Origin of the sequence: Nocardia sp. CC213A (assembly GCF_030766805.1) — a bacterium.
GTDB classification, from domain to species: domain Bacteria; phylum Actinomycetota; class Actinomycetes; order Mycobacteriales; family Mycobacteriaceae; genus Nocardia; species Nocardia otitidiscaviarum.
In genome coordinates, this window is sequence record NZ_JASFXA010000032.1 from 38,515 (window position 1) to 58,778 (window position 20,264).

20 protein-coding genes are annotated in these 20,264 nt (G+C 68.6%); 9 read left to right on the top strand and 11 right to left on the bottom strand.

The window, feature by feature from the left end; translation table 11 throughout:
- Positions 1-31: 31 nt before the first annotated feature.
- Positions 32-532: a hypothetical protein gene (locus tag QJS31_RS35670; protein WP_282781612.1), complete on the bottom strand. Its 501-nt coding sequence runs from the start codon at positions 530-532 to the stop codon at positions 32-34.
- Positions 529-903 carry a hypothetical protein gene (locus QJS31_RS35675; RefSeq protein WP_282781610.1) on the bottom strand — a complete coding sequence of 125 codons (375 nt, stop codon included), beginning with the start codon at positions 901-903 and terminating at the stop codon, positions 529-531. The genes QJS31_RS35670 and QJS31_RS35675 overlap by 4 nt, the downstream gene beginning before the upstream one ends.
- A gap of 21 nt (positions 904-924) precedes the next feature.
- Between QJS31_RS35675 and QJS31_RS35680 the strand changes: the two genes are divergently transcribed.
- Positions 925-1,515, top strand: a complete 591-nt coding sequence (locus QJS31_RS35680; protein ID WP_282781608.1) for a TetR/AcrR family transcriptional regulator — start codon at positions 925-927, stop codon at positions 1,513-1,515.
- Between the two features lie 168 nt (positions 1,516-1,683).
- On the opposite strand, the gene QJS31_RS35685 is transcribed toward QJS31_RS35680, so the two are convergent.
- Positions 1,684-3,588 carry a glycosyltransferase gene (locus QJS31_RS35685; RefSeq protein ID WP_282781606.1) on the bottom strand — a complete coding sequence of 635 codons (1,905 nt, stop codon included), beginning with the start codon at positions 3,586-3,588 and terminating at the stop codon, positions 1,684-1,686.
- Between the two features lie 138 nt (positions 3,589-3,726).
- Positions 3,727-4,221 carry a GtrA family protein gene (locus QJS31_RS35690; protein WP_244961442.1) on the bottom strand — a complete coding sequence of 165 codons (495 nt, stop codon included), beginning with the start codon at positions 4,219-4,221 and terminating at the stop codon, positions 3,727-3,729.
- Between the two features lie 245 nt (positions 4,222-4,466).
- On the opposite strand from QJS31_RS35690, the gene QJS31_RS35695 reads away from it, so the two are divergent.
- Together QJS31_RS35695 and QJS31_RS35700 are read left to right on the top strand one after the other, a co-directional pair.
- Complete coding sequence (locus tag QJS31_RS35695; RefSeq protein ID WP_282781603.1) at positions 4,467-5,441, top strand: glycosyltransferase; 975 nt, start codon at positions 4,467-4,469, stop codon at positions 5,439-5,441.
- A gap of 116 nt (positions 5,442-5,557) precedes the next feature.
- Complete coding sequence (locus QJS31_RS35700) at positions 5,558-7,282, top strand: DUF2142 domain-containing protein (RefSeq protein ID WP_282781601.1); 1,725 nt, start codon at positions 5,558-5,560, stop codon at positions 7,280-7,282.
- Positions 7,283-7,394: 112 nt separating this feature from the next.
- Here the strand turns inward: QJS31_RS35700 and rfbB are convergent, their stop codons facing one another.
- Positions 7,395-8,399, bottom strand: coding sequence for a dTDP-glucose 4,6-dehydratase (gene rfbB, locus QJS31_RS35705; RefSeq protein WP_282781600.1), 1,005 nt, complete (start codon positions 8,397-8,399; stop codon positions 7,395-7,397).
- A 429-nt stretch (positions 8,400-8,828) separates the two neighbouring features.
- On the opposite strand from rfbB, the gene QJS31_RS35710 reads away from it, so the two are divergent.
- The gene (locus tag QJS31_RS35710) at positions 8,829-9,518 is read left to right on the top strand and encodes a hypothetical protein (protein WP_306358881.1); all 690 of its coding nucleotides are present in this window, start codon (positions 8,829-8,831) and stop codon (positions 9,516-9,518) included.
- Positions 9,519-9,694: 176 nt separating this feature from the next.
- Here QJS31_RS35710 and QJS31_RS35715 read toward each other — a convergent pair whose 3' ends face one another.
- The gene (locus QJS31_RS35715) at positions 9,695-10,681 is read right to left on the bottom strand and encodes an alpha/beta hydrolase (RefSeq protein WP_306358882.1); all 987 of its coding nucleotides are present in this window, start codon (positions 10,679-10,681) and stop codon (positions 9,695-9,697) included.
- Positions 10,682-10,927: 246 nt separating this feature from the next.
- Between QJS31_RS35715 and rfbA the strand changes: the two genes are divergently transcribed.
- Positions 10,928-11,827, top strand: coding sequence for a glucose-1-phosphate thymidylyltransferase RfbA (gene rfbA / locus QJS31_RS35720; protein WP_029930392.1), 900 nt, complete (start codon positions 10,928-10,930; stop codon positions 11,825-11,827).
- 2 nt (positions 11,828-11,829) lie between these two features.
- Positions 11,830-12,396, top strand: coding sequence for a dTDP-4-dehydrorhamnose 3,5-epimerase family protein (locus QJS31_RS35725; protein WP_282786053.1), 567 nt, complete (start codon positions 11,830-11,832; stop codon positions 12,394-12,396).
- 31 nt (positions 12,397-12,427) lie between these two features.
- Here QJS31_RS35725 and QJS31_RS35730 read toward each other — a convergent pair whose 3' ends face one another.
- The gene (locus QJS31_RS35730; protein WP_306358883.1) at positions 12,428-13,414 is read right to left on the bottom strand and encodes an alpha/beta fold hydrolase; all 987 of its coding nucleotides are present in this window, start codon (positions 13,412-13,414) and stop codon (positions 12,428-12,430) included.
- A 427-nt stretch (positions 13,415-13,841) separates the two neighbouring features.
- The gene (locus tag QJS31_RS35735; protein WP_282785591.1) at positions 13,842-15,308 is read right to left on the bottom strand and encodes an MFS transporter; all 1,467 of its coding nucleotides are present in this window, start codon (positions 15,306-15,308) and stop codon (positions 13,842-13,844) included.
- Between the two features lie 86 nt (positions 15,309-15,394).
- Between QJS31_RS35735 and QJS31_RS35740 the strand changes: the two genes are divergently transcribed.
- Both QJS31_RS35740 and QJS31_RS35745 read left to right on the top strand, forming a co-directional pair.
- Entirely contained in the window at positions 15,395-15,793 is a 399-nt protein-coding gene (locus QJS31_RS35740; protein WP_039808513.1) for a MarR family transcriptional regulator, read from the top strand.
- A gap of 16 nt (positions 15,794-15,809) precedes the next feature.
- Entirely contained in the window at positions 15,810-16,208 is a 399-nt protein-coding gene (locus QJS31_RS35745) for a DUF1801 domain-containing protein (protein WP_282785592.1), read from the top strand.
- Between the two features lie 37 nt (positions 16,209-16,245).
- Here the strand turns inward: QJS31_RS35745 and QJS31_RS35750 are convergent, their stop codons facing one another.
- The 3 genes from QJS31_RS35750 to QJS31_RS35760 all read right to left on the bottom strand — a co-directional run bounded on the left by QJS31_RS35750 (position 16,246) and on the right by QJS31_RS35760 (position 19,184).
- Entirely contained in the window at positions 16,246-17,490 is a 1,245-nt protein-coding gene (locus QJS31_RS35750) for a serine hydrolase domain-containing protein (protein WP_306358884.1), read from the bottom strand.
- Positions 17,491-17,633: 143 nt separating this feature from the next.
- On the bottom strand, positions 17,634-18,506 hold the full coding sequence (locus QJS31_RS35755) for a helix-turn-helix transcriptional regulator (protein ID WP_282785594.1): 873 nt from the start codon (positions 18,504-18,506) through the stop codon (positions 17,634-17,636).
- Positions 18,507-18,611: 105 nt separating this feature from the next.
- A complete protein-coding gene (locus QJS31_RS35760; protein WP_143983282.1) occupies positions 18,612-19,184 on the bottom strand; it encodes a DUF4282 domain-containing protein in 573 nt (190 codons plus the stop codon).
- Between the two features lie 349 nt (positions 19,185-19,533).
- Between QJS31_RS35760 and QJS31_RS35765 the strand changes: the two genes are divergently transcribed.
- Positions 19,534-20,019 carry a hypothetical protein gene (locus QJS31_RS35765; protein WP_039808555.1) on the top strand — a complete coding sequence of 162 codons (486 nt, stop codon included), beginning with the start codon at positions 19,534-19,536 and terminating at the stop codon, positions 20,017-20,019.
- Positions 20,020-20,264: the final 245 nt, after the last annotated feature.

A 20,264-nucleotide genomic window follows, 5' to 3' on the forward strand; every position in this document is an offset into this window, starting at 1 on the left:
CGACCCCTCGGCTCTCCGCAGCGCCGAGGGGTCAGGCCGCCGCCCGTGCCTCCCGCTCGGCCAACTCCTTCAGGGTGAGCAGCTGCTTGCGCATCATGATGAAATCGCCGAACGCCAGCGGGACGGTGATGATGCGCGGCCCCCGGAAGAGCACCCGGGCATGCAGGCGGCTGCCCGCGTCCGCGTGCGCGCGCACCGCGTAGGTGACCGCCACGTGCGACGTGCCCAGGGTGATGTGTTCGCCGGGCGTGCAGTCGACGAGGTCGAACGCGCCCATGAAGCGTTGCCCCACCGCCAGATTCGTCAATTCCGGATCGCGTTCCCGGGGACTGCGGCGGCCGAGGTTGTCGAGCAGGTCGTAGCTGTACGGGGAGGCGCGCAGCTGGCACAGCCAGGCGAAGACGACGGCGGGCGGGGCAGCGATGGAGACCGCCCGGTCACAGATCAACGACGGGCTGGAAATCACACTGTCGCAGGGCATTCGAGCGGCGAGTTCGCCGGGGTCGGCACCCCACACCTGCCCGGGTGTCATGACTCGGCCGCCGCCGCGGTGCGACGCACCAGCCGTCGCACGACGAAGGCGTGCGCGCCGGTCCCGACGACCAGGGCACGGTAGATCTTTCCGATGACACCGTGGAATTCGGCCCGGCTCTCGGCGGTGAGCCGGGTGCGGTGCGCGTCCACCTCTTCCAGCCGCCAGATGATGCCGTAGCTGGTGATCCGATTCGCGCCGGTGAGTGTCAAACGTCGGGGCGGCTCGGCCTCGTCGAGCCCGAATCCGTGCGGCAGTGTGCTGAGATCGTCGGGATTACCGCTGGCCGATCGCAGCAGGGCTGCCCAGGTCCGTTCCCGATCGGCGGCGACTATCCTGGAATGCTGATCGATATAGGGCAAACGCTCCATATAGAAGGACTGTACTAGTTCATGGCACCTCCCCGGAAGCACAACACCGACGTGATCCTCGACGCAGCCCGCTCGCTGGTGCTGCGTGACGGCCCGCGCGCGGCCTCGGTGGCCGCCATCGCCGAGGCCAGCGGCGCGCCCGTGGGCACCCTCTACCACCGCTTCGGCAATAGAAACGGGGTTCTCACCGCCGCGTGGATCCGCGCGCTGGAGCGCTTCCAGGCCCGGGTGCTCGAGGCCGCCGCCGTGGACGATCCGATCGAGGCGGCGGTGGCCATCTGCGCCGCCTCCGTCGCCTTCGGCCGCGAATCCCTCGACGATGCCCGCCTGCTGCTCAACCTGAGGCCCAGCGATCTGCTCGACGGGGCACCCGACACGGCGTTCGGCGACCGCCTCACCACCATGAACGCGCCGCTCATCGAGCACCTGCACCGCATTGCCCGCGGCATCTACGGCAGCGACGGCCCGCGCGAACTCGACGCGGTGGCCCGCGCCATCGTCGACCTGCCCTACGCCGCCATCCGCAGGCACGCCCACGGTGACGGCCTGCCCGACTGGCTCGAAGCAGACCTGCCGTCGGCCACCCGCGCCCTGCTCACCGCCGCGCGCTAGGCCGAGAAACTTGGTTGCGGATTCGCTGGCAGGCGTGACAGATTCGATGGGTCGAAGCGTCGCCCGATCGCTGTGGGGGCGGTCCCGCGAAGAACGAAGCGGCCGTGCCCGATCGGACACGGCCGCTTTGCTTTTCAGCGCTCCGAGAGATCGCGTTTCAGCGCGTCGTCACTCGGCGTCGATGCCGTAGAGGCGTTTCCAGTTGCGGCGGCTGGTGAGTTCCGGCATGGCGGCGCGGTAGCGGCGTTGCAGGTCGGGGAGTTCGCGGCGGAGCTGCCGCAGCACCCGGATGGCGCGCAGCAGCAGGCGGCGAGCGGTGGCCTTGTCCCGCTTGCGGATTCGGACGCCGGACTGCGAGGCGTCGGTGACCACCACGTGGTCGAACAGCGAGATGTGCCACCAGTGCGCGTCCTCGCGGGTGACCCCGACCGGTCCGGGCTGAGTGCGGCCGGTCCACTGGGTGATGGCGCGCTTGAACAGGATCAGCAGCGGGCGGCTGGGTTCGCCGCCCGCGCGGCGGATGCCGATGTGCGCGTTGGGAACCGGGGCGGTGGCGGCCGAATGCTTGACGGTCTCCGGATAGTCGGCGCGGGAGGAGCGGGCAGCGGCGAGTGCGGCCTGGCCGCCGTCGCGCAAGGCCTCCGGACCCTTCAGGTAGTCCTCGATGCCCTGGAGAGTGGTGTGCGCCAGGCCGTACTGCATGCCGACCAGGTACTCGCCGATCTCGCGGAGCAGTTGCCGGGTAACGGCTTTGGGGTCCAGGTCGGTGTGCAGCGAGGAGACGATGAGGGAGTTGCGCGAGGAGAAGTAGCGCGCCCAGTCGTCGAAGTCCTTCCAGTAGAAGTCCGCGTGCCAGACGGCGGCGCCCGGCAGGGTGACGGTGACGAAACCGTGCTCGCGGGCGCGCAGACCGTATTCGACGTCGTCCCACTGGAAGAAGATCGGCACCGGCAGCCCGATGCGCGCCACCACCTCGGCCGGGATGAGGCAGGTCCACCAGGCGTTGTACCCGGCGTCCACGCGGCGCTCCTGATGCTTCTTGAGCATGCTGGTGTTGCGCAGCGCCTTCGACACCTTCTGGCCGTGCCGCAGCTTGCCGAGATCGGTCTCCTCCGCACCGACGTTCAGGTAGTCGGGGTTGTAGAGGAACAGCATCTGCGCGCCGACCAGCGTGGGTTCCACGGTCACGTTCGCGAAGGCGTTGAGCCGCAGCACCGTTTCGGGCTCGCACAGGATATCGTCGTCCATGAGGATGACGTCGGCGTGCTCATTGGCCGCCGACACCTCGTAGAGGCCGCGCGTGAAACCGCCCGCCCCACCGAGATTCGGCTGCCGGATGTAGCGCAGCTTGTCGCCCAGCCGCGGCTGGGTCTGCTGGAACAGCGGGCGGTCGGCCACCAGGTCGGTGCCCTGGTCGACGACGTAGACGGCGTCGATGGCATCGAGCACGGTCGGATCCGAGGCCAGCGCCGCCACCGTGTGCGCGCAGTCCTCGGCCCGGTTGAAGGTGCAGATGGCGATGGCCACCGGGCGCACCCGCTCCGGCGCGGGCGCGGTCCACTGCAGATCGCTGATCGACACCTCACCGCCGACGGCGTCGATCTCCAGCCAGATGGCCCCGCCGTCGACATACATGTCCAAGGCGGCGCGCAGCGCGACGCGGCCGCTCTCGCGGGTCTCCGCGGTGGCGACCACGCGCCGGTGCCCCGCGATATCGGAGGCAGCCAGGCGGACCAGCGTCTTGCCCGTCACCTCCAGGGTGAGGGCGGCCTCGACCTCGGTGACCGTGGTCCAGCGCTGCCAGTAGCTGGCGGCGAAACGGCCGAAGTAGGTGTTGGTGTGCGCGCTCGCGCCCTTGGGCAGGCGCAGCGTGAAACGTTCCCGGGTCGCCTTGCCGCCCTTGACGACCGCGTACAGATCGTCGCTGATACGCGGCGCGGGGCCGGTGAAGACACCGCGCGCCAGCACGAGGCGCTCCGGTGCGGCGTGATCGGCACGCAAGGCCTCCGGTGCGGCCACGGCCTCCCGGTCGCTGATCTCGGTCACGGCCTGCCCACCCGACTGGTCCACCATGAATCCCTTATCCCTCGATTTACCACAGAACGAATTACCACAGGAACCGGCTCAACCATGACGTGGACGCAGTTCCACGAACGCGCTCGGCGGGGCGAGAATATCAATGCGTCCGCCGCCGAGCACCGTGAACCCGCGCTAGCCGTCATTGTCGCGCGGGCCGGTGAAAACGAACTTCCCGTACGCCCAGAATCGGAAGCCCATGGCCACCGCCTGGCCCACCAGAGTTCCGGAGATGTTGTCCGCCAAGGGACTGTCGAGCCCGAGCACATAGCGGGAGAAACCCAGACAGCTCAGTTGCAGTCCGATGGCCATGACATTGAGCAGGGCGTAGACGAGGATGTGGCGGGTGCCGGTCTCGCCCCCGTGATCGGAGTAGGTCCACCATTTGTTGCCGAAATAGGTGACGACGGTGGCCACGCCGATGGCGATGATCTTGGCGGGCAGCGGGGCGTGGAACAGCGGGCCTTCGCCACCCCAGAACACGAGCACGTTGTAGGTGCCCGCGTCGACCAGGAATCCGATGGCGCCGACCACCAGGAAGGCGCCGCCCTTACGCAGGAACGCGCGCGCCTTGCCGGTCAGGGACACGCCTCGATCCGGCTCGGTGACCGTGGGCTCACTCGTGGACACCGGGCCGACGGTACCGCAGAAACGGAGATCCGCGATCCGTCGCGGGCGCGAGACCGTCCGACCGCGCACACCCGGCCCGGCGGCGGCAGCAGGGCCGTCGTACGGCGAGTCGGAACCGACACGCGAGGCATGCGGGCTCGGGGTGCGGGTAAGCCGGAGGGATGAGAGGGTGAGCGGGTGCGGCGGGGGTCACTGCCTGTACCCTCCCGATGTCGTTATCCCTTCCAATCGCAAGGATTGACCGGGTGGAGTCCACCGAGCTTCGCATTGCCGCCATCGTGCCGTGCCACAACGAAGAGGCCGCGGTGGCGAAGGTCGTCACCGACCTGAAGGCCGCCGTGCCGGGCATCGTCGTGTACGTCTACGACAATCTGAGCACCGACGCGACCGCGGAGCGGGCGCGCGAGGCCGGAGCGATCGTGCGGACCGAGTACCGCAAGGGCAAGGGCAACGTGGTGCGCCGTGCCTTCGCCGATATCGAGGCCGACATCTATCTGATGATCGATGGCGACGACACCTACGACGCCTCGGCCGCACCGCTGATGATCAAGACGCTGCTGGAGGGCCCGTACGACCACGTACTGGGGGTGCGGCGGGAACTCGCGGGCGAATCCGCGTACCGGGTCGGGCACGAGACCGGCAACAAGGTGCTCAACGGCGTGGTCGGCAAGGTGTTCGGCGAGAACGTCGAGGACATGCTGAGCGGGTACCGGGTGTTCTCCCGGCGTTTCGTGAAGAGCTTCCCGGCGGTGTCGCGCGAGTTCGAGATCGAGACCGAGTTGACGGTGCATTCGCAGCATCTGCGGGTGCCGCAGACCGCGGTGCCGGTCGGCTTCCGGGATCGCCCGGCGGGCAGTGAATCCAAACTGCGCACCTATCACGACGGGTTCAAGATCCTGCGCCTGATCATCGGCCTGGCGCGGCATGAGCGACCGGTCGCCTTCTACGGGATGTTCGGCACGCTGGCCTGGCTGCTGTCGGTCGTGCTGATCGTTCCGATCGTGGTGGAGTTCTATCGGATTCACGAGGTACCGCGATTCCCCACGCTGTTCCTCGGCTTCACGCTGCTGTTGTTCGGCACGCTCGCGTGGACGGCCGGTCTGATTCTCGACGGCATCAAGCGCTCCCGGCACGAGGCCGCGCGACTGATCTATCTGCGCTACTCGGCCGTCGGAGCCGGAGAACGGGAGCCCGAGCATTCCGGCGGTTCGCGCCGATGACCTCGGTATCCGACAGATCCGGCGCGGCGTCGACCGGAGACTCGGCCGCGGCGTCTACCGGAGACTCTGCCGCGGCGTCTACCGGAGACTCCGCCTCCGCGGCGCAGAATGGCGCGGTGGAATCGAAGAATGGCAACGGGATGCCCGGCGGCGACAGCGCCGACACGACCTCGGATACGGCGGTCGCTGCCGCGTCGGACGACGGCGGACCGGTCGCGTCCACCGATACCCCGATCTGGGACGAGGTCCGGCACCCGAACGCCGTGAGCACCGCGAAAACCGCTGTGTCCGACAGCGCGAGCGCCACAGCGACCGCGACCGAAGCGGTCGCCGCCGACGAGCGCGCCCAGCCCGCCAAGGTCGGAGTCGGCGCGGCGCGGCCCGGTGGGTTCGGCGGCATCGTCGACGCCGTCGAACGGCGGTTCGGTACGGCGGCGCTGGCCTTCGTCGTGGTGGCCGGGGTCTTCGGGGCGCTGTTCGCCGTCGCCACCCCGCCGTTCTGGGGCCACGACGAGATCACCCAGTTCGGGCGGGCGTATCAGGTGGCGCACGGCGGGTTCACCCCGGAGGAGATCGCCGACGATCGCGACGTCGCCTACGGCGGTCAGGTGCCGACCAGCATCGACGCGCTGATGAGCTACGCGTTCGGGGACTACAACAACAATCCCGAAGAACCCGATCCGATGGTGGCCGATCCGGGCGTCTACGACCGCCTCGGCGCGGCACCGGTGACGGCGGAGACCCGGGATGTGTGGTTCACCAATACCGCCGCCTACTCCCCCGTTCCGTATGTCCCCGCGGCCCTGGGCATTCGGCTCTCCGAGGCGCTCGACCTGAGTGTCGGCGCGCTCAATACCGTGACCCGGCTGTCCGGTCTGCTGGCCTACGTGCTGATCGTCGGCTTCGCACTGCGGACCCTGCGCGGGCACCGGGTGCAGTGGCTGGCGTTCACGGTCGCGGTGCTGCCCATCGCGGTCTTCCAGGCGGGCACGGTCACGGCCGACACCATGACCAACGCGCTGGCCATCCTGGTGTCGGCGCTGCTGGTGAAGGGGTTGTTCCTCGGCGACCGGCTGACCCGCCCGGAGACCGTCGCGGCGCTCGCCGCCACGGTGCTGCTGCCGATCAGCAAGCCGACCTACGTGCTGCTGGCCATGCTCACCGTGCTGATTCCGGCGCGGCGCTACGGTCTGCGCGGACCGCTGCGCTTCCTGCCGTGGGTGGTCGCGGCCGTCGGCGCGGGCGTGTTCGCGGCGTGGATGAAGATCGCAGCCCCGACCGGTGAGGGCATGAGCCTGATGCGGCCCCGGCACCAGTGGGGCACCGTGCGGCCGGGCGATCAGCTCTCGGAGATCCTGAGCGATCCGCTGCGCTTCCTGAGCGTGTTCGGCGACAGTGTGTGGCTGCGCGACCAGCGCTGGTTCACCCAGTTCTTCGGCGAACTGGGCTTCGCCTACATCGATGTTCCGGCCATCACGATGCTGGCCTGCCTGCTCGCTTTCGCGGTGAGCGTCGGCATTGCCGATCGTTTGCCGGGGGCGAGCAACGCGCGCACCGCCATTGTCGCGCTGACCGTATTGGCCAGTGTCGCCATGATCTACGTGACGCTGTACATGTCCTTCACCCCGGTGGGCTACTACATCATCGACGGTGTGCAGGGCCGGTACTTCGTCCCGCTGGCCATTGCCGCCATGGCGGTGGTGCTGCGCTGGATGCCGTTGCGGCTCACCGATTCCGAGGGGCGTACGCCGTCACGCGGACCGGCCGTCGTCATCGTCTCCGCCAGCGTTTTCGCACTCGTCACCGCGGCCGCGAAATACTGCTCCATCGTCTGGGGCTGAGTAACCCGGGGTTGAAACCGCGCGGCGCGCCGGAGATCGCGCGGCCCACCATCACCCGGTGAGCCGCGCGAGCCTAGCGACGAGCACGCGCGGCCTACGCGAGTTCCGCGGCCTACAGGACTTTCTCGCCCGCGGCGGCGTAGGCGCTTTCGGTGACGGCTTTCTGCGGCCGCCACCAGGATTCGTTACCGCGATACCAGTCGATGGTGGCGGCCAGTCCCGCGCGGAAGTCGCGGTATTCCGGTTTCCAGCCGAGTTCGGTGCGCAGCAGCGTGGAATCGATGGCGTAGCGCTGATCGTGGCCGGGACGGTCGGTGACGTGGTCGAAGTCGTCCGGATCGCGGCCGAATGCCTCCAGAATGAGCCGCACCACCGATTTGTTGTCGCGTTCGCCGTCGGCGCCGATGAGATATGTCTGACCGATGCGCCCGCGCTCCAGGATTTCCCATACCGCGCTGTTGTGGTCGTCCACGTGGATCCAGTCGCGCACCTGATGGCCGGCGCCGTAGAGGCGGGGGCGGATACCGTCGATGAGATTGGTGATCTGCCGCGGAATGAATTTCTCGACGTGCTGGTAGGGGCCGAAGTTGTTGCTGCAGTTGGACAGTGTGGCCCGGATACCGAACGAGCGCACCCAGGCGCGCACCAGCATGTCGCTGGACGCCTTGCTGGCCGAATAGGGACTGGACGGATTGTATGGCGTGTCCTCGGTGAACGCGGCCGGATCGTCGAGTTCCAGATCGCCGTACACCTCGTCGGTGGAGATGTGGTGGTAGCGCACCTGATGTTTGCGCACCGCCTGGAGCAGCGCGAAGGTGCCGACGATATTGGTCTGGACGAACGGCCACGGATCGGCGAGGGAATTGTCGTTGTGTGATTCGGCGGCGAAATGCACCACCGCGTCCACACCCCCGACCAGCCGGTCCACCAGTGCCGCATCGGCGACGTCACCGTGCACGAACTCGATGCGGTCGGCCACCGGGTCCAGTGAGGCCCGGTTTCCGGCATAGGTGAGTTTGTCCAGCACGGTGATATGGACGCCGGGCCGTCGGTTCACGGTCTGATGAACGAAGTTCGCGCCGATGAAGCCGGCGCCACCGGTTACGAGCAGTCGCACAGCAGCACCCTACCGAGTTTCGCGGCGAGCCGGGGGTCAGGTAACCCGACGAGCACAGCGGCGGCGTTCCGGCTGCGCGCATTCGGATACGCGGTGGAAACACCGAATACCGCCGTAGGTTGGAATCCGCGCCGAAATGTCGCAATTTCGCCGCCAACTCGCGACATTCGCCCGATTCGGTCACGGATATACCTCGATTATTTGTGATCTCGAACACAAACTTGCTGGTCCGGATTGTCGATTCCGTCCGGAAGGTTCGAGAAAGTCGGTCGCGACCTGCGTGTTTCCAGGAGCCGACCACCGCGTACGGCGCTGTGGTGAACAAGAATTGAATGAACGGTCACAGTAGGTTCACCGATCGTTAGCTGACCTCGATTTGTATTCCCGTGTCCCCCCGAGCTCTTCGTATCGAGGTTTCAAAGAATGCTGATGAGGAAATTCGCCGCGACGTCGGCCATGGTTATCGCTGCCCTGGGCGTCACCGCGGGCACCGTGCACGCCGACCCGGCTCCGGCACCGAAGGGTGTCAATGTCTCCTATGAGATTCAGGAGAAGAGCCTGACGCTCACCACCGACGTCGGATCGCTGGCGGTCGAGGACGGCGCCCTGAAGATCAAGAACGCCGACGGCACCGTGATGGGCGGCGCTCCGCTCACCGCGCAGGTCGACGAGTTCGTCTTCCCGATCGCCGCGGAGATCAGCGGCAACACCGCCACCCTGACCCCGCAGCTCGACATGGAGCACGCGGTCTACAAGCCGGTCGCGGTGCCGTTCGCCGCGCCCGACCAGTTCAAGACCCCCTACGACCGCGAGAAGGCGGCCTTCTCCCGGATGAAGGACCAGATCAGCCTGGCGGGCACCCTGGCCGGTCTGACCACCACCGTGCTCGGTGGCGTGGTCGGCTGCGGTCTCGGCATCGTGTTCGGTGCTGCCATCACCCTTCCGGTCGCCCTGGGTGGCGGCTCCGGCCCGATCATCGGCTGCCTCCTGGGCGCCGCGGCGGGCGCGAGCCTGATCGGCATCGCCGGCACCATCCTGATCACCGCTCCGGTGGCGGTCGTGTCGGTCCTGCAGTACTTCCAGACCATCAACGAGCCCTTCGTGCCGCCGGCCAAGTAATCGGCAAGCGACACAGGCGAACCCGCCCGGTCTCGGACCGGGCGGGTTCGCCGTATCCGGGAGGCGTGGCGGGTACGCCGCCGTTCCGGGATGTCATGATCGACGCCGTCGTGGGCGACGAACGCCGACAGATGCTCACCGTCCGCCTATGCGGTGGACGGCTCCGCGCACCAGACTCACGCCGTGCGCATCAGCTGCTCGGCCTCGAGTCGGGCGCGCACGAAGCGGGCCACCGACGCCAGTGCCGCCCGGCTCTCGGGCATGCCCGGGAAGATGGCCATGAAGGCGTGCACCTGACCGCGCCAGACCTCCAGGGTGGCCGGGACGCCCGCGGCGGCCAGGCGCTGGGCCATGAGTTCGCTGTCGCGGCGCAGCACCTCGTCCTCGGCCACGATGAGCAGGGCCGGGGGCATCCCGGCGAGCACGCCGTTGACCGGTGAGAGCCGCGGGTCCAGGCAGCCGTCGACCGTCGCTCCGATGCGCACCACCGATTCCAGTGCGGACAGCGGAATGAGCGGGTCCCGGCGCATATTCGGGTGGGCGCGCTTCTCGGTGCAGTCCAGATCCAGCGCGGGACACAGGCCGACCAGACCGGCGGGCACCGGATGCCCCTGCTCGCGGGCGCGCAGGGCGGTCGCGAAAGTCATGTAGCCGCCGGCGGAATCACCGGCGAAGACAATGCGCGAGGCGTCCGCGCCGCGGCTGAGCAGCCAACGGTAGGCGGTCAGACAGTCGTCGACCGAACCGGAGATATCGGTATCGGGCAGCTGCCGATACTCGACGCTGACCACCGGCAGTCCGGTGCGCCGGGCCAGCGCGGCCACCACGGGACGGTGCGTATCCAGCCCGCACAGGAAGAATCCGCCGCCGTGCATGTACATGATCGCGCCGTCGCGCAGCGAACTGCGGGCTCCGGCAGGACGCACGATCTCCATGCGGAAACCCCTGAGCCGCACCTGCTCCCGCTCCACCCCGCGCGGCTGCGGCCGGAATTTCGACAGCCCGTTGATCACCGTGGCCGCCACCGGAATGGTGAGCGCGTTGACGGGCACCAGGCCGCCTAGCGGCCGGACCACGGTGCGGCAGGCGGCGGCCAGGGCGTGCGCGTACACGCTGATGCCGTGCGGGTTGGCCACCGGGACGCTGTCACTTGTCGCTGTCATCGCGCACCTACCTCGTTGTTGGCGCGCCGAGCCGTTCGTCCGGGGACCCGAACGGGGCTCGGGCACCAGGCGCGCGAGAGTCGGCGCTGACATCTCACATAGCGTCGTTTCAGAACACCATGGGAACGTGACGTACGCAACACTTAATGGCCACAAGCGCATTGCGGTAAACGGCCGTGATCGATTCGCGGTCGAGTCGGAACCTCCCCGCCCCCGTCCGGAACCCAACTGGCAGACTGCTGTGACATGCGCGGAATCATCCTGGCGGGCGGCACGGGCTCACGGCTGCACCCGATCACGCGCGGAGTGAGCAAACAGCTGGTCCCGGTGTACGACAAGCCGATGGTGTACTACCCCCTGTCCACGCTTATGCTGGCGGGGATCCGGGACATCCTGGTCATCACCACACCGGAGGACAGCGACGCCTTCGCGCGCCTGCTCGGCGACGGCAGCCGGTTCGGGCTGTCCATCTCCTATGTGGTGCAACCGGAACCCGACGGGCTCGCCCGCGCCTTCGTCCTGGGGGCCGACCACATCGGCACCGACTGCGCGGCACTGGTGCTGGGCGACAATATCTTCCACGGACCCGGACTCGGCACCACGCTGCACCGCTTCGACGGGCTCGACGGCGGCGCGGTGTTCGCCTACCGGGTCTCCGACCCCACCGCCTACGGCGTGGTGGAATTCGCCGAGGGCAAGGCCATCTCCATCGAGGAGAAGCCGAAGCGGCCGCGCTCCAACTACGCCATTCCGGGGTTGTACTTCTACGACAACGACGTCGTCGAGATCGCCCGCGGGCTGCGGCCCTCGGCGCGCGGCGAATACGAGATCACCGATATCAACCGCACCTATCTCGAACAGGGCAGGCTGCGGGTGGAGGTGCTCGCCCGCGGCACCGCCTGGCTCGACACCGGCACCTTCGACTCGCTGCTGGACGCCGCGAATTACGTGCGCACCATCGAGGAGCGGCAGGGCCTCAAGATCGGGGTACCCGAGGAGGTGGCCTGGCGGATGAACTTCATCGACGACGAACAGCTGCGCGCCATCGCCGAACCGCTCGAACGCTCGGGTTACGGCACCTATCTGCTGAATCTGCTGGAGCACGGCCGGGAGTGGGAGCAGGGCGCACTGGGACGGGAGCACTGACGGTGGAGATACGGGAACTGTCGGTGCCCGGCGCGTGGGAGTTCACGCCGCGGCTGCACGGTGACGCGCGCGGGGTGTTCCTCGAGCAGTTCAAAGCGTCGGAATTCGAGAAGGCGGTGGGGCGGCCCTTCGATCTCCAGCAGGTGAACGTCTCCACCTCCGCCGCCGGGGTGCTGCGCGGCATCCACTACACCGCGAATCCGCCGGGGCAGGCCAAGTACGTGACCTGTGTGCGGGGCGCGTTCCTGGATGTGGTGGTGGATCTGCGGCCCGACTCGCCGACCTTCGGGCGGTGGGACGCCGTGGTGATCGACGATGTGACGCGCCGGTCGGTATATCTGGCCGAGGGGCTGGGGCACGCGTTGCTCTCGCTGGCGGACGACTCCACCGTGACGTACCTGTGCTCACTGGAGTACACCCCCGAATTCGACGGCGAGGTGGACGCGTTCGATCCGACCATCGGCATCGAATGGCCGACCGTGGGTCGAAACGGACAGCCGCTCACGGTCATCCGCTCGGCCAAGGATGCCGCCGCGCCCCCGCTCTCGGACGCGCGGCTGTTGTATTGAACAGCCGTGGCACCGAGGGCGGCCGCGTCCGTCAGCCGGTGGTCGCGCTCGGGGTGTCGAAGGCGCGGTGCGCCGTGGCCACCAGTTCGGCGTTGAAGCGGTCCGTGGCCTCGACATTCGCGGCGTGACCGGTGGGCAGGATGTGGAAGGCCACCAGGCTGCCGACCCGGGCCAGCGCGTCGGCGAGGGCGCGGGACATGGCCAGCGGGAGCAGCCGGTCGCGGTCTCCGGCGAGCACCGTGGTCGGCGCGGTGAGGTGTTCGGCGGCCGGACCCAGATCGAATTCGGCGAGCATCCGTTCGACGCGGGCGCGGCCGCGCGGCGGGCACGAGCGCACGATGTTCAGGACGAAGGCCACCTCGTCGGCGGTGGCGGCGCGCGACATGATGCGCCAGCGGATCAGCCATTTCACCAGCGGCCCGCCCGGAATCGGCAGCGGCAGCCCGAGCAGCCACACCAGCGATCGGGCCGGGAGCCGGACGCGACGGCCGAGAATCCGCAGGGGCACATTGAAGCCGGGCAGCAGTTCGGTGCCGGTGGCGATGCGTCCCGAGGTGGTGTTGGCCAGGATCAGGCCCGCCGCGTGGGCGTCGAACTGGTCGCGGTGGCGGGCGGCCCACGCCTGCACGGTGATTCCGCCCATGCTGTGCCCGACCAGCACCGCGGGTTCGCCCGGACGCAGGGTGGCGGCCAGCACGGTGGCCAGGTCGTCGCCGAGCTGATCGATACTCGCGACATCGGCGCCGATCCCGCTCTCACCGTGTCCGCGCTGGTCGTAGCAGATCACGCGATATCGCTCGGCGAAGGCGTTGATCTGCGGATTCCAGTATTCGAGGCAGCAGCCCCAGCCGTGCACGAGCACCATCGGCCGCCCCTGCTCCGGACCGTGGACGCGCACCCGCAACCGCGCCCCGTCCGGAGTGGTGACGGGGACGGTCACGCCGGGCACCGTGGGCGGGTTCAGCGCGGCGGTGGCGTAGCGCCGCGACCGCAGCCGCGCCCGACGACGCGCGAACATCGCAGCCAGCCTGTCGCGACTCACCCGGATATCGTGACAAGCCGACAACGGCACCGAGGGTAGGACGCGCCGCACGGACACCGGAGTCACCGCCGGGCGGTGGTCGCCGGTTCGGATTCCCCGACCTCGTGAGCGGTGGCCGCGACCAGGAGCCTGTCCATAGCGTCCGGTCGGCTCGACCGCCGCGTCGGTGACCCATCGATCGGGCGCGGTCTACCGCGGTGGTCGGCCGCCTGCGGACGACCACGCCGCAAGGACGGCTATCAGTCCCATACGTAAGGCATCTCGTTCCGAACGGCGTGGCCGACGCGGAGCGGCGATAACGCCGGTGACGCTGAAAGCGCTGAGGCGCACCGCGTCTGCGGTGCGCCCCAGCGAACCGGAGCGGCTGGCGATGAGGGAGACCGTCGCCGCGCCGGAGTTCGGGTCAGCCGACGAGCTGGAGTTCGTCCTCCTCCGCAGCGGCCGCACGGTCCTTGCGCCGCTTGGGCAGGTAGACCGTGAGGGCGACCAGGGCTCCGACGATCGCCACGCCCGCGGCGAACTCCAGGCCGGGACGGTAGGTGTCCAGCATGGCGGCCGGGCTGGGGTCGGTGTGCGCGCCCGAGGTGACGATGGCGGTGGTCACCGCCAGCACGATGGCCGCGCCGACCTGCATGGCGGTTTGCAGCACGCCGGCGGCGAGCCCCTGCTCGTCATTGTCGATGCCGCTGGTGGCCTGGATATTGATGGCCGGGAAGCCGACCCAGCCGATGCCGATCAGCAGGATGGCGGGCAGCAGGACCGTCAGATAGTTCGGGGCGGTGTCGACGCGCAGGAACATCAGGTAGCCGACGGCCATGACCGCCATGGTGACGGCGATGATCGGGCCGGTGCCGAAGCGGTCGACCAGCTTGTCGGAGACGAAGGCCGAGGTGACCACCAGCAGACCCACCGGCAGCAGGGCGAGTGCCAGGTGCAGCGGCGACCAGCCGAGGGTGTCCTGGAAGTACAGCGTGGTGATGAACTGCCAGCTGAAGTAGGAACCGCCCACCGCGATGATGGCGAGGCTGGCGCGGACCAGGGTGGCCTTGCGCAGGATGCCCAGGCGGACCAGCGGGTACTTCACCCGGTTCTCCACCGCCACGAATCCGGCGAACAGCGCCGCGGCCAGCACGAACGAGCCGATGGTGCGCGCCGACGTCCAGCCCACCTCGGGGGCGGTGACCACGGTGTAGACCAGCAGCAGCATGGCGGCGGTGGACAGCACCGCACCCAGGATGTCATGGCCGCCCTCTTCGGCGGGCTTGTCCTTGGGCACCAGGAAGATGGCCGCGACCAGGGCCGCCAGGGCGATGGGCACCGGCAGCAGGAAGGTCCAGCGCCAGCCGATGCCGGTCATGAGGCCGCCGAACAGCAGACCCATGGAGTACCCGCCCGCGCCGAACACGGTGTAGATGGACAGCGCCTTGTTGCGGGCCGGGCCCTCGGCGAAGTTGGTGGTGATGATGGACAGGCCGGTCGGCGCGGTGAAGGCGGCGGCCAGGCCCTTGATGAAGCGGGTGAGGATCAGCAGCGGGCCGGAGCTGACCAGCGCGCCCGCCAGCGAGGCGAGGGCGAAGACGGCCAGCGCGATCAGGAAGACCTTGCGGCGGCCGAGCAGGTCGGCGGTGCGTCCGCCCAGCAGCAGCAGGCCGCCGTAGCCGAGGACGTAGCCGCTGACCAGCCACTGCAGGGTGGAGGTGGGGAGGTCGAGTTCGGTTCCGATGGACGGCAGTGCGACGCCGATCATCGACACGTCCAGACCGTCGAGGAACAGCACGATGCACAGGGTGATCAGCATGCCCCAGAGGCGCAGGGGCCAGCTGTTCGTATCGGCGGATGCGGCAGCCGATTTCAGAGCCGTTGTGGTCATGAGCCGAAACAGTACATGCGTACGCATTAAATGTGCAAGCATTAAATGCGATTGCATGGTTACGCGCCGACCACTAGGATGGCCCCATGCCGAAGCCGACAGCGCCTGTCGACCGGCCCGAAGCCACCGGGCTGGTAGCCGAATGGCGTGAGCTGCTGAGCCGGCACGCGACCGCATCCTGCGCCCTCGAGAAGGAGTTGCAGGGCCGCCACCACATCGGGCTCAGCGAATTCGAAACCCTCGACCGGCTCATGGAGGCCGGCGGCGAGAGCTACAAGATGAGCGACCTCGCCGGAGACATCCACCTCAGCCAGAGCGCCCTCTCCCGCGCCGTGGCCCGCCTGGAACGCGACGGCCTGGTCAACCGCACCCTGTGCACCGAGGACCGCCGCGCCATCTTCGTCTGCCTCACCGACAAGGGCCGCGAACTGCACCGTGCGGCCGCGCCCACACATCGCGAAGTCCTGGAACAGTCGCTGCGCTGAGCCGTATGCTGCGGGCATGCCCTCCTACGCGGTCGATCCGCGGGTCGATGCCTACATCGACGCGCTACCGGAATGGCAGCAGGCCGTATGCCACGAGGTGCGGGAGCTGGTGCACCAGGCCGATCCCGAGGTCGTCGAGACCATCAAACGCACGGTGCGGCCCTACTTCGTGCTGGACGGCAATATCTGCGCGCTGCTCGCCGCCAAGGACCATGTGAACGTCTTCCTCTACGACGGGGCCATCGTGCCCGATCCGGAGGGGATCATCACCGGCGGGCACGACAACAAGACGGCCCGCACCGTCGCCGTTCGCGAAGGCGAGACCCTGAACGCCCCGGCGCTGCTCGCCATGTTCCGGCAGATCATCGCCAACAACCGCGCCGGGGGCTGGCGAAAGCTGAAGGGCGGGAACTGAATCCGCAGGCGCGGCAACACCGCGCCGAGAGCCGGGCTCAGGCGGCGACCGCCGCGCCCTCGCCGCGCGCCACCCGTGCGGCCCGCTGCGTCATGGCCGCCAGCAGCGGCAGCCGGGCATCGCCCAGGGTCATGGCCGAATAGCCGAGCTGATTGGTGACGAATCCGATGCCCAGGCCGCGGCCGGGGATCGCCATGCCGCCGGAGCCGCCGATGCCGAAGTGCCCGAAGGCCTTGCGGGTGAGCGTCGCTCCGACGATGGCGCGGTGGTAGCCGAGCGCGAATTGCGGTGGTGCGCCGAGGACGTAGTCGAAGCGGCTGTTCACCGGCATCTCGGCGAGTGTTCGCGCGCCCTGGGCGCTGAGCAGTCGGCGGTGACCGACCACGCCGTCATTGGCGATGGCGCCGTACATGCGCGCCAGCGACCGCGCGGTGAAAGTCCCGTTCCAGCCGGGCATCATGGCGTCGTAGGGGCGCTCCCCCACCGACATGTCGGCCCAGCCGTCGTACACCGCACCGCGCGCCGAATGCAGCGCCCGCACCCGCGCGGGCAGCCCGACCAGCCGGTCGAACGGCACCTTGCCGACGCTGAGCCGGGGCGACAGGCGGGCGATGCGATGCCGCTGCTGCCGGGGCACCCCGAACCAGAAGTCGTTGTCGCCCAGCGGCTCCACGAGTTCGCTGCGCACCAGGTCGGTGAAGGGCCGTCCGCTCGCCCGCTGCGCGATCTCCGCGACCAGCGTGCCGAAGTTCAGTCCGTGATATCCGGAAGCCCGGTGCCGCAGCGGATCCGGCGCGCTCGCCGCCATGGCCGCGGCCACCTTGTCGTGGTCGAGCAGATCCTCGGGATCGTCGAGCAGTCCGCGCATGCGCTGCACTCCGGCGCGATGGGCGAGCGCCTGCCGCACGGTGATGTCACCCTTGCCCGCGGCCGCGAAGTCGGGCCAGTACTCGGCGACGGGAGCGTCGTAGTCGATGACCCCGCGATCGGCGAGACGGTTGATGACGGTGGCCGCCACGCCTTTGCTGGTGGAATACGACAGCGCCATGGTGTCGGCGCCCCAGCGGCGTCCGGGTTCGGCCCAACCCGCCCAGATGTCGAGCACCGGCTCGCCGTCGAGGAAAACCGCGAAGGCGCCGCCACCCGCACGCGAGCGGCGGAAGATCTGGAAGAACTTGGCGGCGACCGCCGTGAAGCGGTCGTCGACGAGCATCTGTCGGCCGCGCGTGGGGCCGGCCGCGGATAGTTCCCCGGAGGATCTGTCGGTGCTCTCACCTGGCATGGTCAGACTCCTTTGTCTGGCTCACTCCACAGGGTTCGCGCTCGCAGTTGCAAGCACCCTGCTAGCACCGACTGTAACGGCCGTCACGCGCGAGGACAATGGGCGCGCGCGAGTTCTGTGAAACAGCACAACGGGCGGACAGCTCAGACCGAGGCACGCGCGGACTCGATCACGGGCGCGGCGTCCACCGCCACCGCCGCGACGGCCCGAAATGCCTCGCGATAGCGCTCCACGTCGTGGTCTTTGTCCAGGTAGGAGGAGCCGGTGAGGGATTCCACGTACACCACCGGCGGTTCGGGCACCTCGCCCGCGGGTGCGGGGAATTCGAGCAGGACGAATCGGCCCGCATCCATTCCGTGGTGGTATCCGCAGTCCGCGGGCACCAGCCGCAGCCGCACATTCGGCAGTTCGCTCAGATCGCGCAGGCGGTCCAGCTGACCGGCGGTGACCCCCTCGCCCCCGATCCGATGCCACAGCACCGCCTCCGAGATCACCACATCCAATTGCAGCGGGGAATCCGAGCGCGTCAGCAACTGCTGGCGCGTGGTGCGGACCCGCACCCGGCGGTCCATCTGCTCGGCGGTGATGCCCGGATACGCGCCCGCGAGCACCGCGCGCATGTAGTCCTCGGTCTGCAACAGCCCGGGCACCAGCTCGTTCTCATAGGTGGTGAGGCGGGCGGCGGCCTCCTCGAGGCCGATGTACACCTCGTAACCCTCGTCGATGACGTCGCTGTACTCGGTCCACCAGCCGCGCGCCTTGGTCTCCCGGGCCAGCGCGGCCAGCGGCTGGATGGCGTCCTCGGGCGCACCGTAGATGCGGCACATGGCCTCGACGTCGAGGCTGCGCAGCGATGTCTGACCGGTCTCGATGCGCCAGATCTTGGCCTCGGACCATTCCAGCCGCTGCGCGGCCACCCGGGTCGTCATCCGCGCGCGATTGCGCAGGTCGCGAAGCTGACGACCGAGTTGTCGACGCGGCATGGTCGATCCGGTGATCCCCTGCGGTAGAGCCATCCGTCCCCCTAACAAGTTGCGATCGCATTGTGACACAGGAAATCTCGCCGATCCATGGACGCGGGGAACGCCGGGGCCGCCACGAACGACCGTTCGGAGACGAGACTACTTGCGGGAGTTACGCTTTCGGAAGCGCCAGAACTGCACGGCACGCATATCCTCCGACAGCTGATTGACCGGTTCGGCCACATCCGACAGGGCCTGGAACAGATCGTCGGCCAGCTCGGCGATATGTTCCACCTTGCCCGCCAGCCGCGAGGCGTTCACCAGGAATTCCAGCAGTAGGCGCACGGTGGCGGCGATGGTGAGCCCCAACGGTATCGCGAACACCACCGCGAACACCACTCCCACCCACATCGAGGACCTCAGCAGTAACACCGTCGTGGCGATGGGAATGGCCACCGCACCCGCCAGACCCAGCAGATACGCCAGCGGCAGCAGGGTGCGGGTGGCGGTCCGGCGGAATTGCAGGTCCACCAGGGCGCGCGCGGCCTCGACGCTCCAGGAGCCGAATGCGCTTGGGCTGGCGAATGGTTCGACCGGCCGCTGCTCGTCCGCGTCCGCCTCGGCGGCGTGCCGGGACATGCGCTTGACCGCCGACTCCTTGAACGCCAGCCAGCGCGATTCCGCCTCGAACTCGTCCAGTTCGGACTGATCCCCACCCGATCGATCGGTCATGGACGAAAACGCTCCTCTCCCACCGGCCTTCCGGCACGCCAAGTCTGATCGCAATCACATCCGCGCTACAGTCCGACGCAGTGTGTTCTCCGACACTTCCCATTTCCGGGCACATCACGCTCGGAAACGCGTGGGCGCGAGCAGCTTCGGCGTTATCGCAGGTAGTGGGTGCCGACCCGGAAATGTCACCGCTGTGACACCGGCGCAGTAGCGCCACCTACAACGCGAAGCTGTCTCTTTTGTAGCCGCGAACGAAGACGCGTGAAAAAGAGCCTGTAACGCCTCGGACACCGGGCGGCGATACCACGCACAGAGCAGGACCTAGATCTACCGGGGAATGGAGAATCCAGTGCGTACGACGTTTTCGTCTTCCGTCACGGCCGCAGTGTTGGCCGCATCTGCGCAGGAATACACCCAGCGTGGCTGGACGGTCGCCGAAACGGCCAACGGCATCTGCCTGATCACCGACGACAACCTGGCGGGTATCGAGGTATCCGGGGAGACCGCCGCTTATGTCCGTCGCTTCCTGCGTGCCAACAACCTCTCGGGGCCGGTCATCGAGATTCCGGGCACCGAGCGCCGCGAAATCCACCTGGTCACCGGCGTACAGAAGGCCGCCATGGCGCTCGAGGCGCTGCGGGCCGCCGGTGCCATCGTGCACTCCGACGGTGCGGGCATCCCGCTGCCGCCGACGCAGCTGTCCGCCGCCGGTTCGGCGTGCTGGGGAGTCGCTCCGCAGGAGGCGCGCTGGGTGCCGCCGGTGGTGGCGATCTCCGCCGCCGTGCGTGCGGCCGTGAGCGGGCGCAAGCCGCAGGTGGCGCGTATCGCTTCCTGAAGTACGTCGTTCTAGGACTCCGTTGACCGCGGGTGCTCCCCGGCACCCGCGGTTTTCGCGTGCGCGGAACAGGATGACGGTGTGGTCGATCGCCGCGAATGGACGTGCGACAGCTGAGGCGGGCGAAGCCGCACTGGCCGGACGGTCACCGGGCGGTGCGTCCGCCCGGCCGTGCCAGGCGCGGCGAGCCCCGGCCGACGACGACCAGGCGCGCCGGACCGGCAGGCAGCAGCGCTCGGCGCGGC

Bases quoted from the DNA above. Each gene is read 5' to 3' on its own strand.
- QJS31_RS35715 (WP_306358882.1), bottom strand. From the start codon at position 10,681: ATGACAGCGACAAGTGACAGCGTCCCGGTGGCCAACCCGCACGGCATC.
- QJS31_RS35750 (WP_306358884.1), bottom strand. From the start codon at position 17,490: ATGCCAGGTGAGAGCACCGACAGATCCTCCGGGGAACTATCCGCGGCC.
- QJS31_RS35755 (WP_282785594.1), bottom strand. From the start codon at position 18,506: ATGGCTCTACCGCAGGGGATCACCGGATCGACCATGCCGCGTCGACAA.
- QJS31_RS35680 (WP_282781608.1), top strand. From the start codon at position 925: ATGGCACCTCCCCGGAAGCACAACACCGACGTGATCCTCGACGCAGCC.
- QJS31_RS35730 (WP_306358883.1), bottom strand. From the start codon at position 13,414: ATGTTCGCGCGTCGTCGGGCGCGGCTGCGGTCGCGGCGCTACGCCACC.
- QJS31_RS35760 (WP_143983282.1), bottom strand. From the start codon at position 19,184: ATGACCGATCGATCGGGTGGGGATCAGTCCGAACTGGACGAGTTCGAG.
- rfbA (WP_029930392.1), top strand. From the start codon at position 10,928: ATGCGCGGAATCATCCTGGCGGGCGGCACGGGCTCACGGCTGCACCCG.
- QJS31_RS35740 (WP_039808513.1), top strand. From the start codon at position 15,395: ATGCCGAAGCCGACAGCGCCTGTCGACCGGCCCGAAGCCACCGGGCTG.
- QJS31_RS35745 (WP_282785592.1), top strand. From the start codon at position 15,810: ATGCCCTCCTACGCGGTCGATCCGCGGGTCGATGCCTACATCGACGCG.
- QJS31_RS35685 (WP_282781606.1), bottom strand. From the start codon at position 3,588: ATGGTGGACCAGTCGGGTGGGCAGGCCGTGACCGAGATCAGCGACCGG.
- QJS31_RS35675 (WP_282781610.1), bottom strand. From the start codon at position 903: ATGGAGCGTTTGCCCTATATCGATCAGCATTCCAGGATAGTCGCCGCC.
- QJS31_RS35670 (WP_282781612.1), bottom strand. From the start codon at position 532: ATGACACCCGGGCAGGTGTGGGGTGCCGACCCCGGCGAACTCGCCGCT.
- QJS31_RS35710 (WP_306358881.1), top strand. From the start codon at position 8,829: ATGAGGAAATTCGCCGCGACGTCGGCCATGGTTATCGCTGCCCTGGGC.
- QJS31_RS35735 (WP_282785591.1), bottom strand. From the start codon at position 15,308: ATGACCACAACGGCTCTGAAATCGGCTGCCGCATCCGCCGATACGAAC.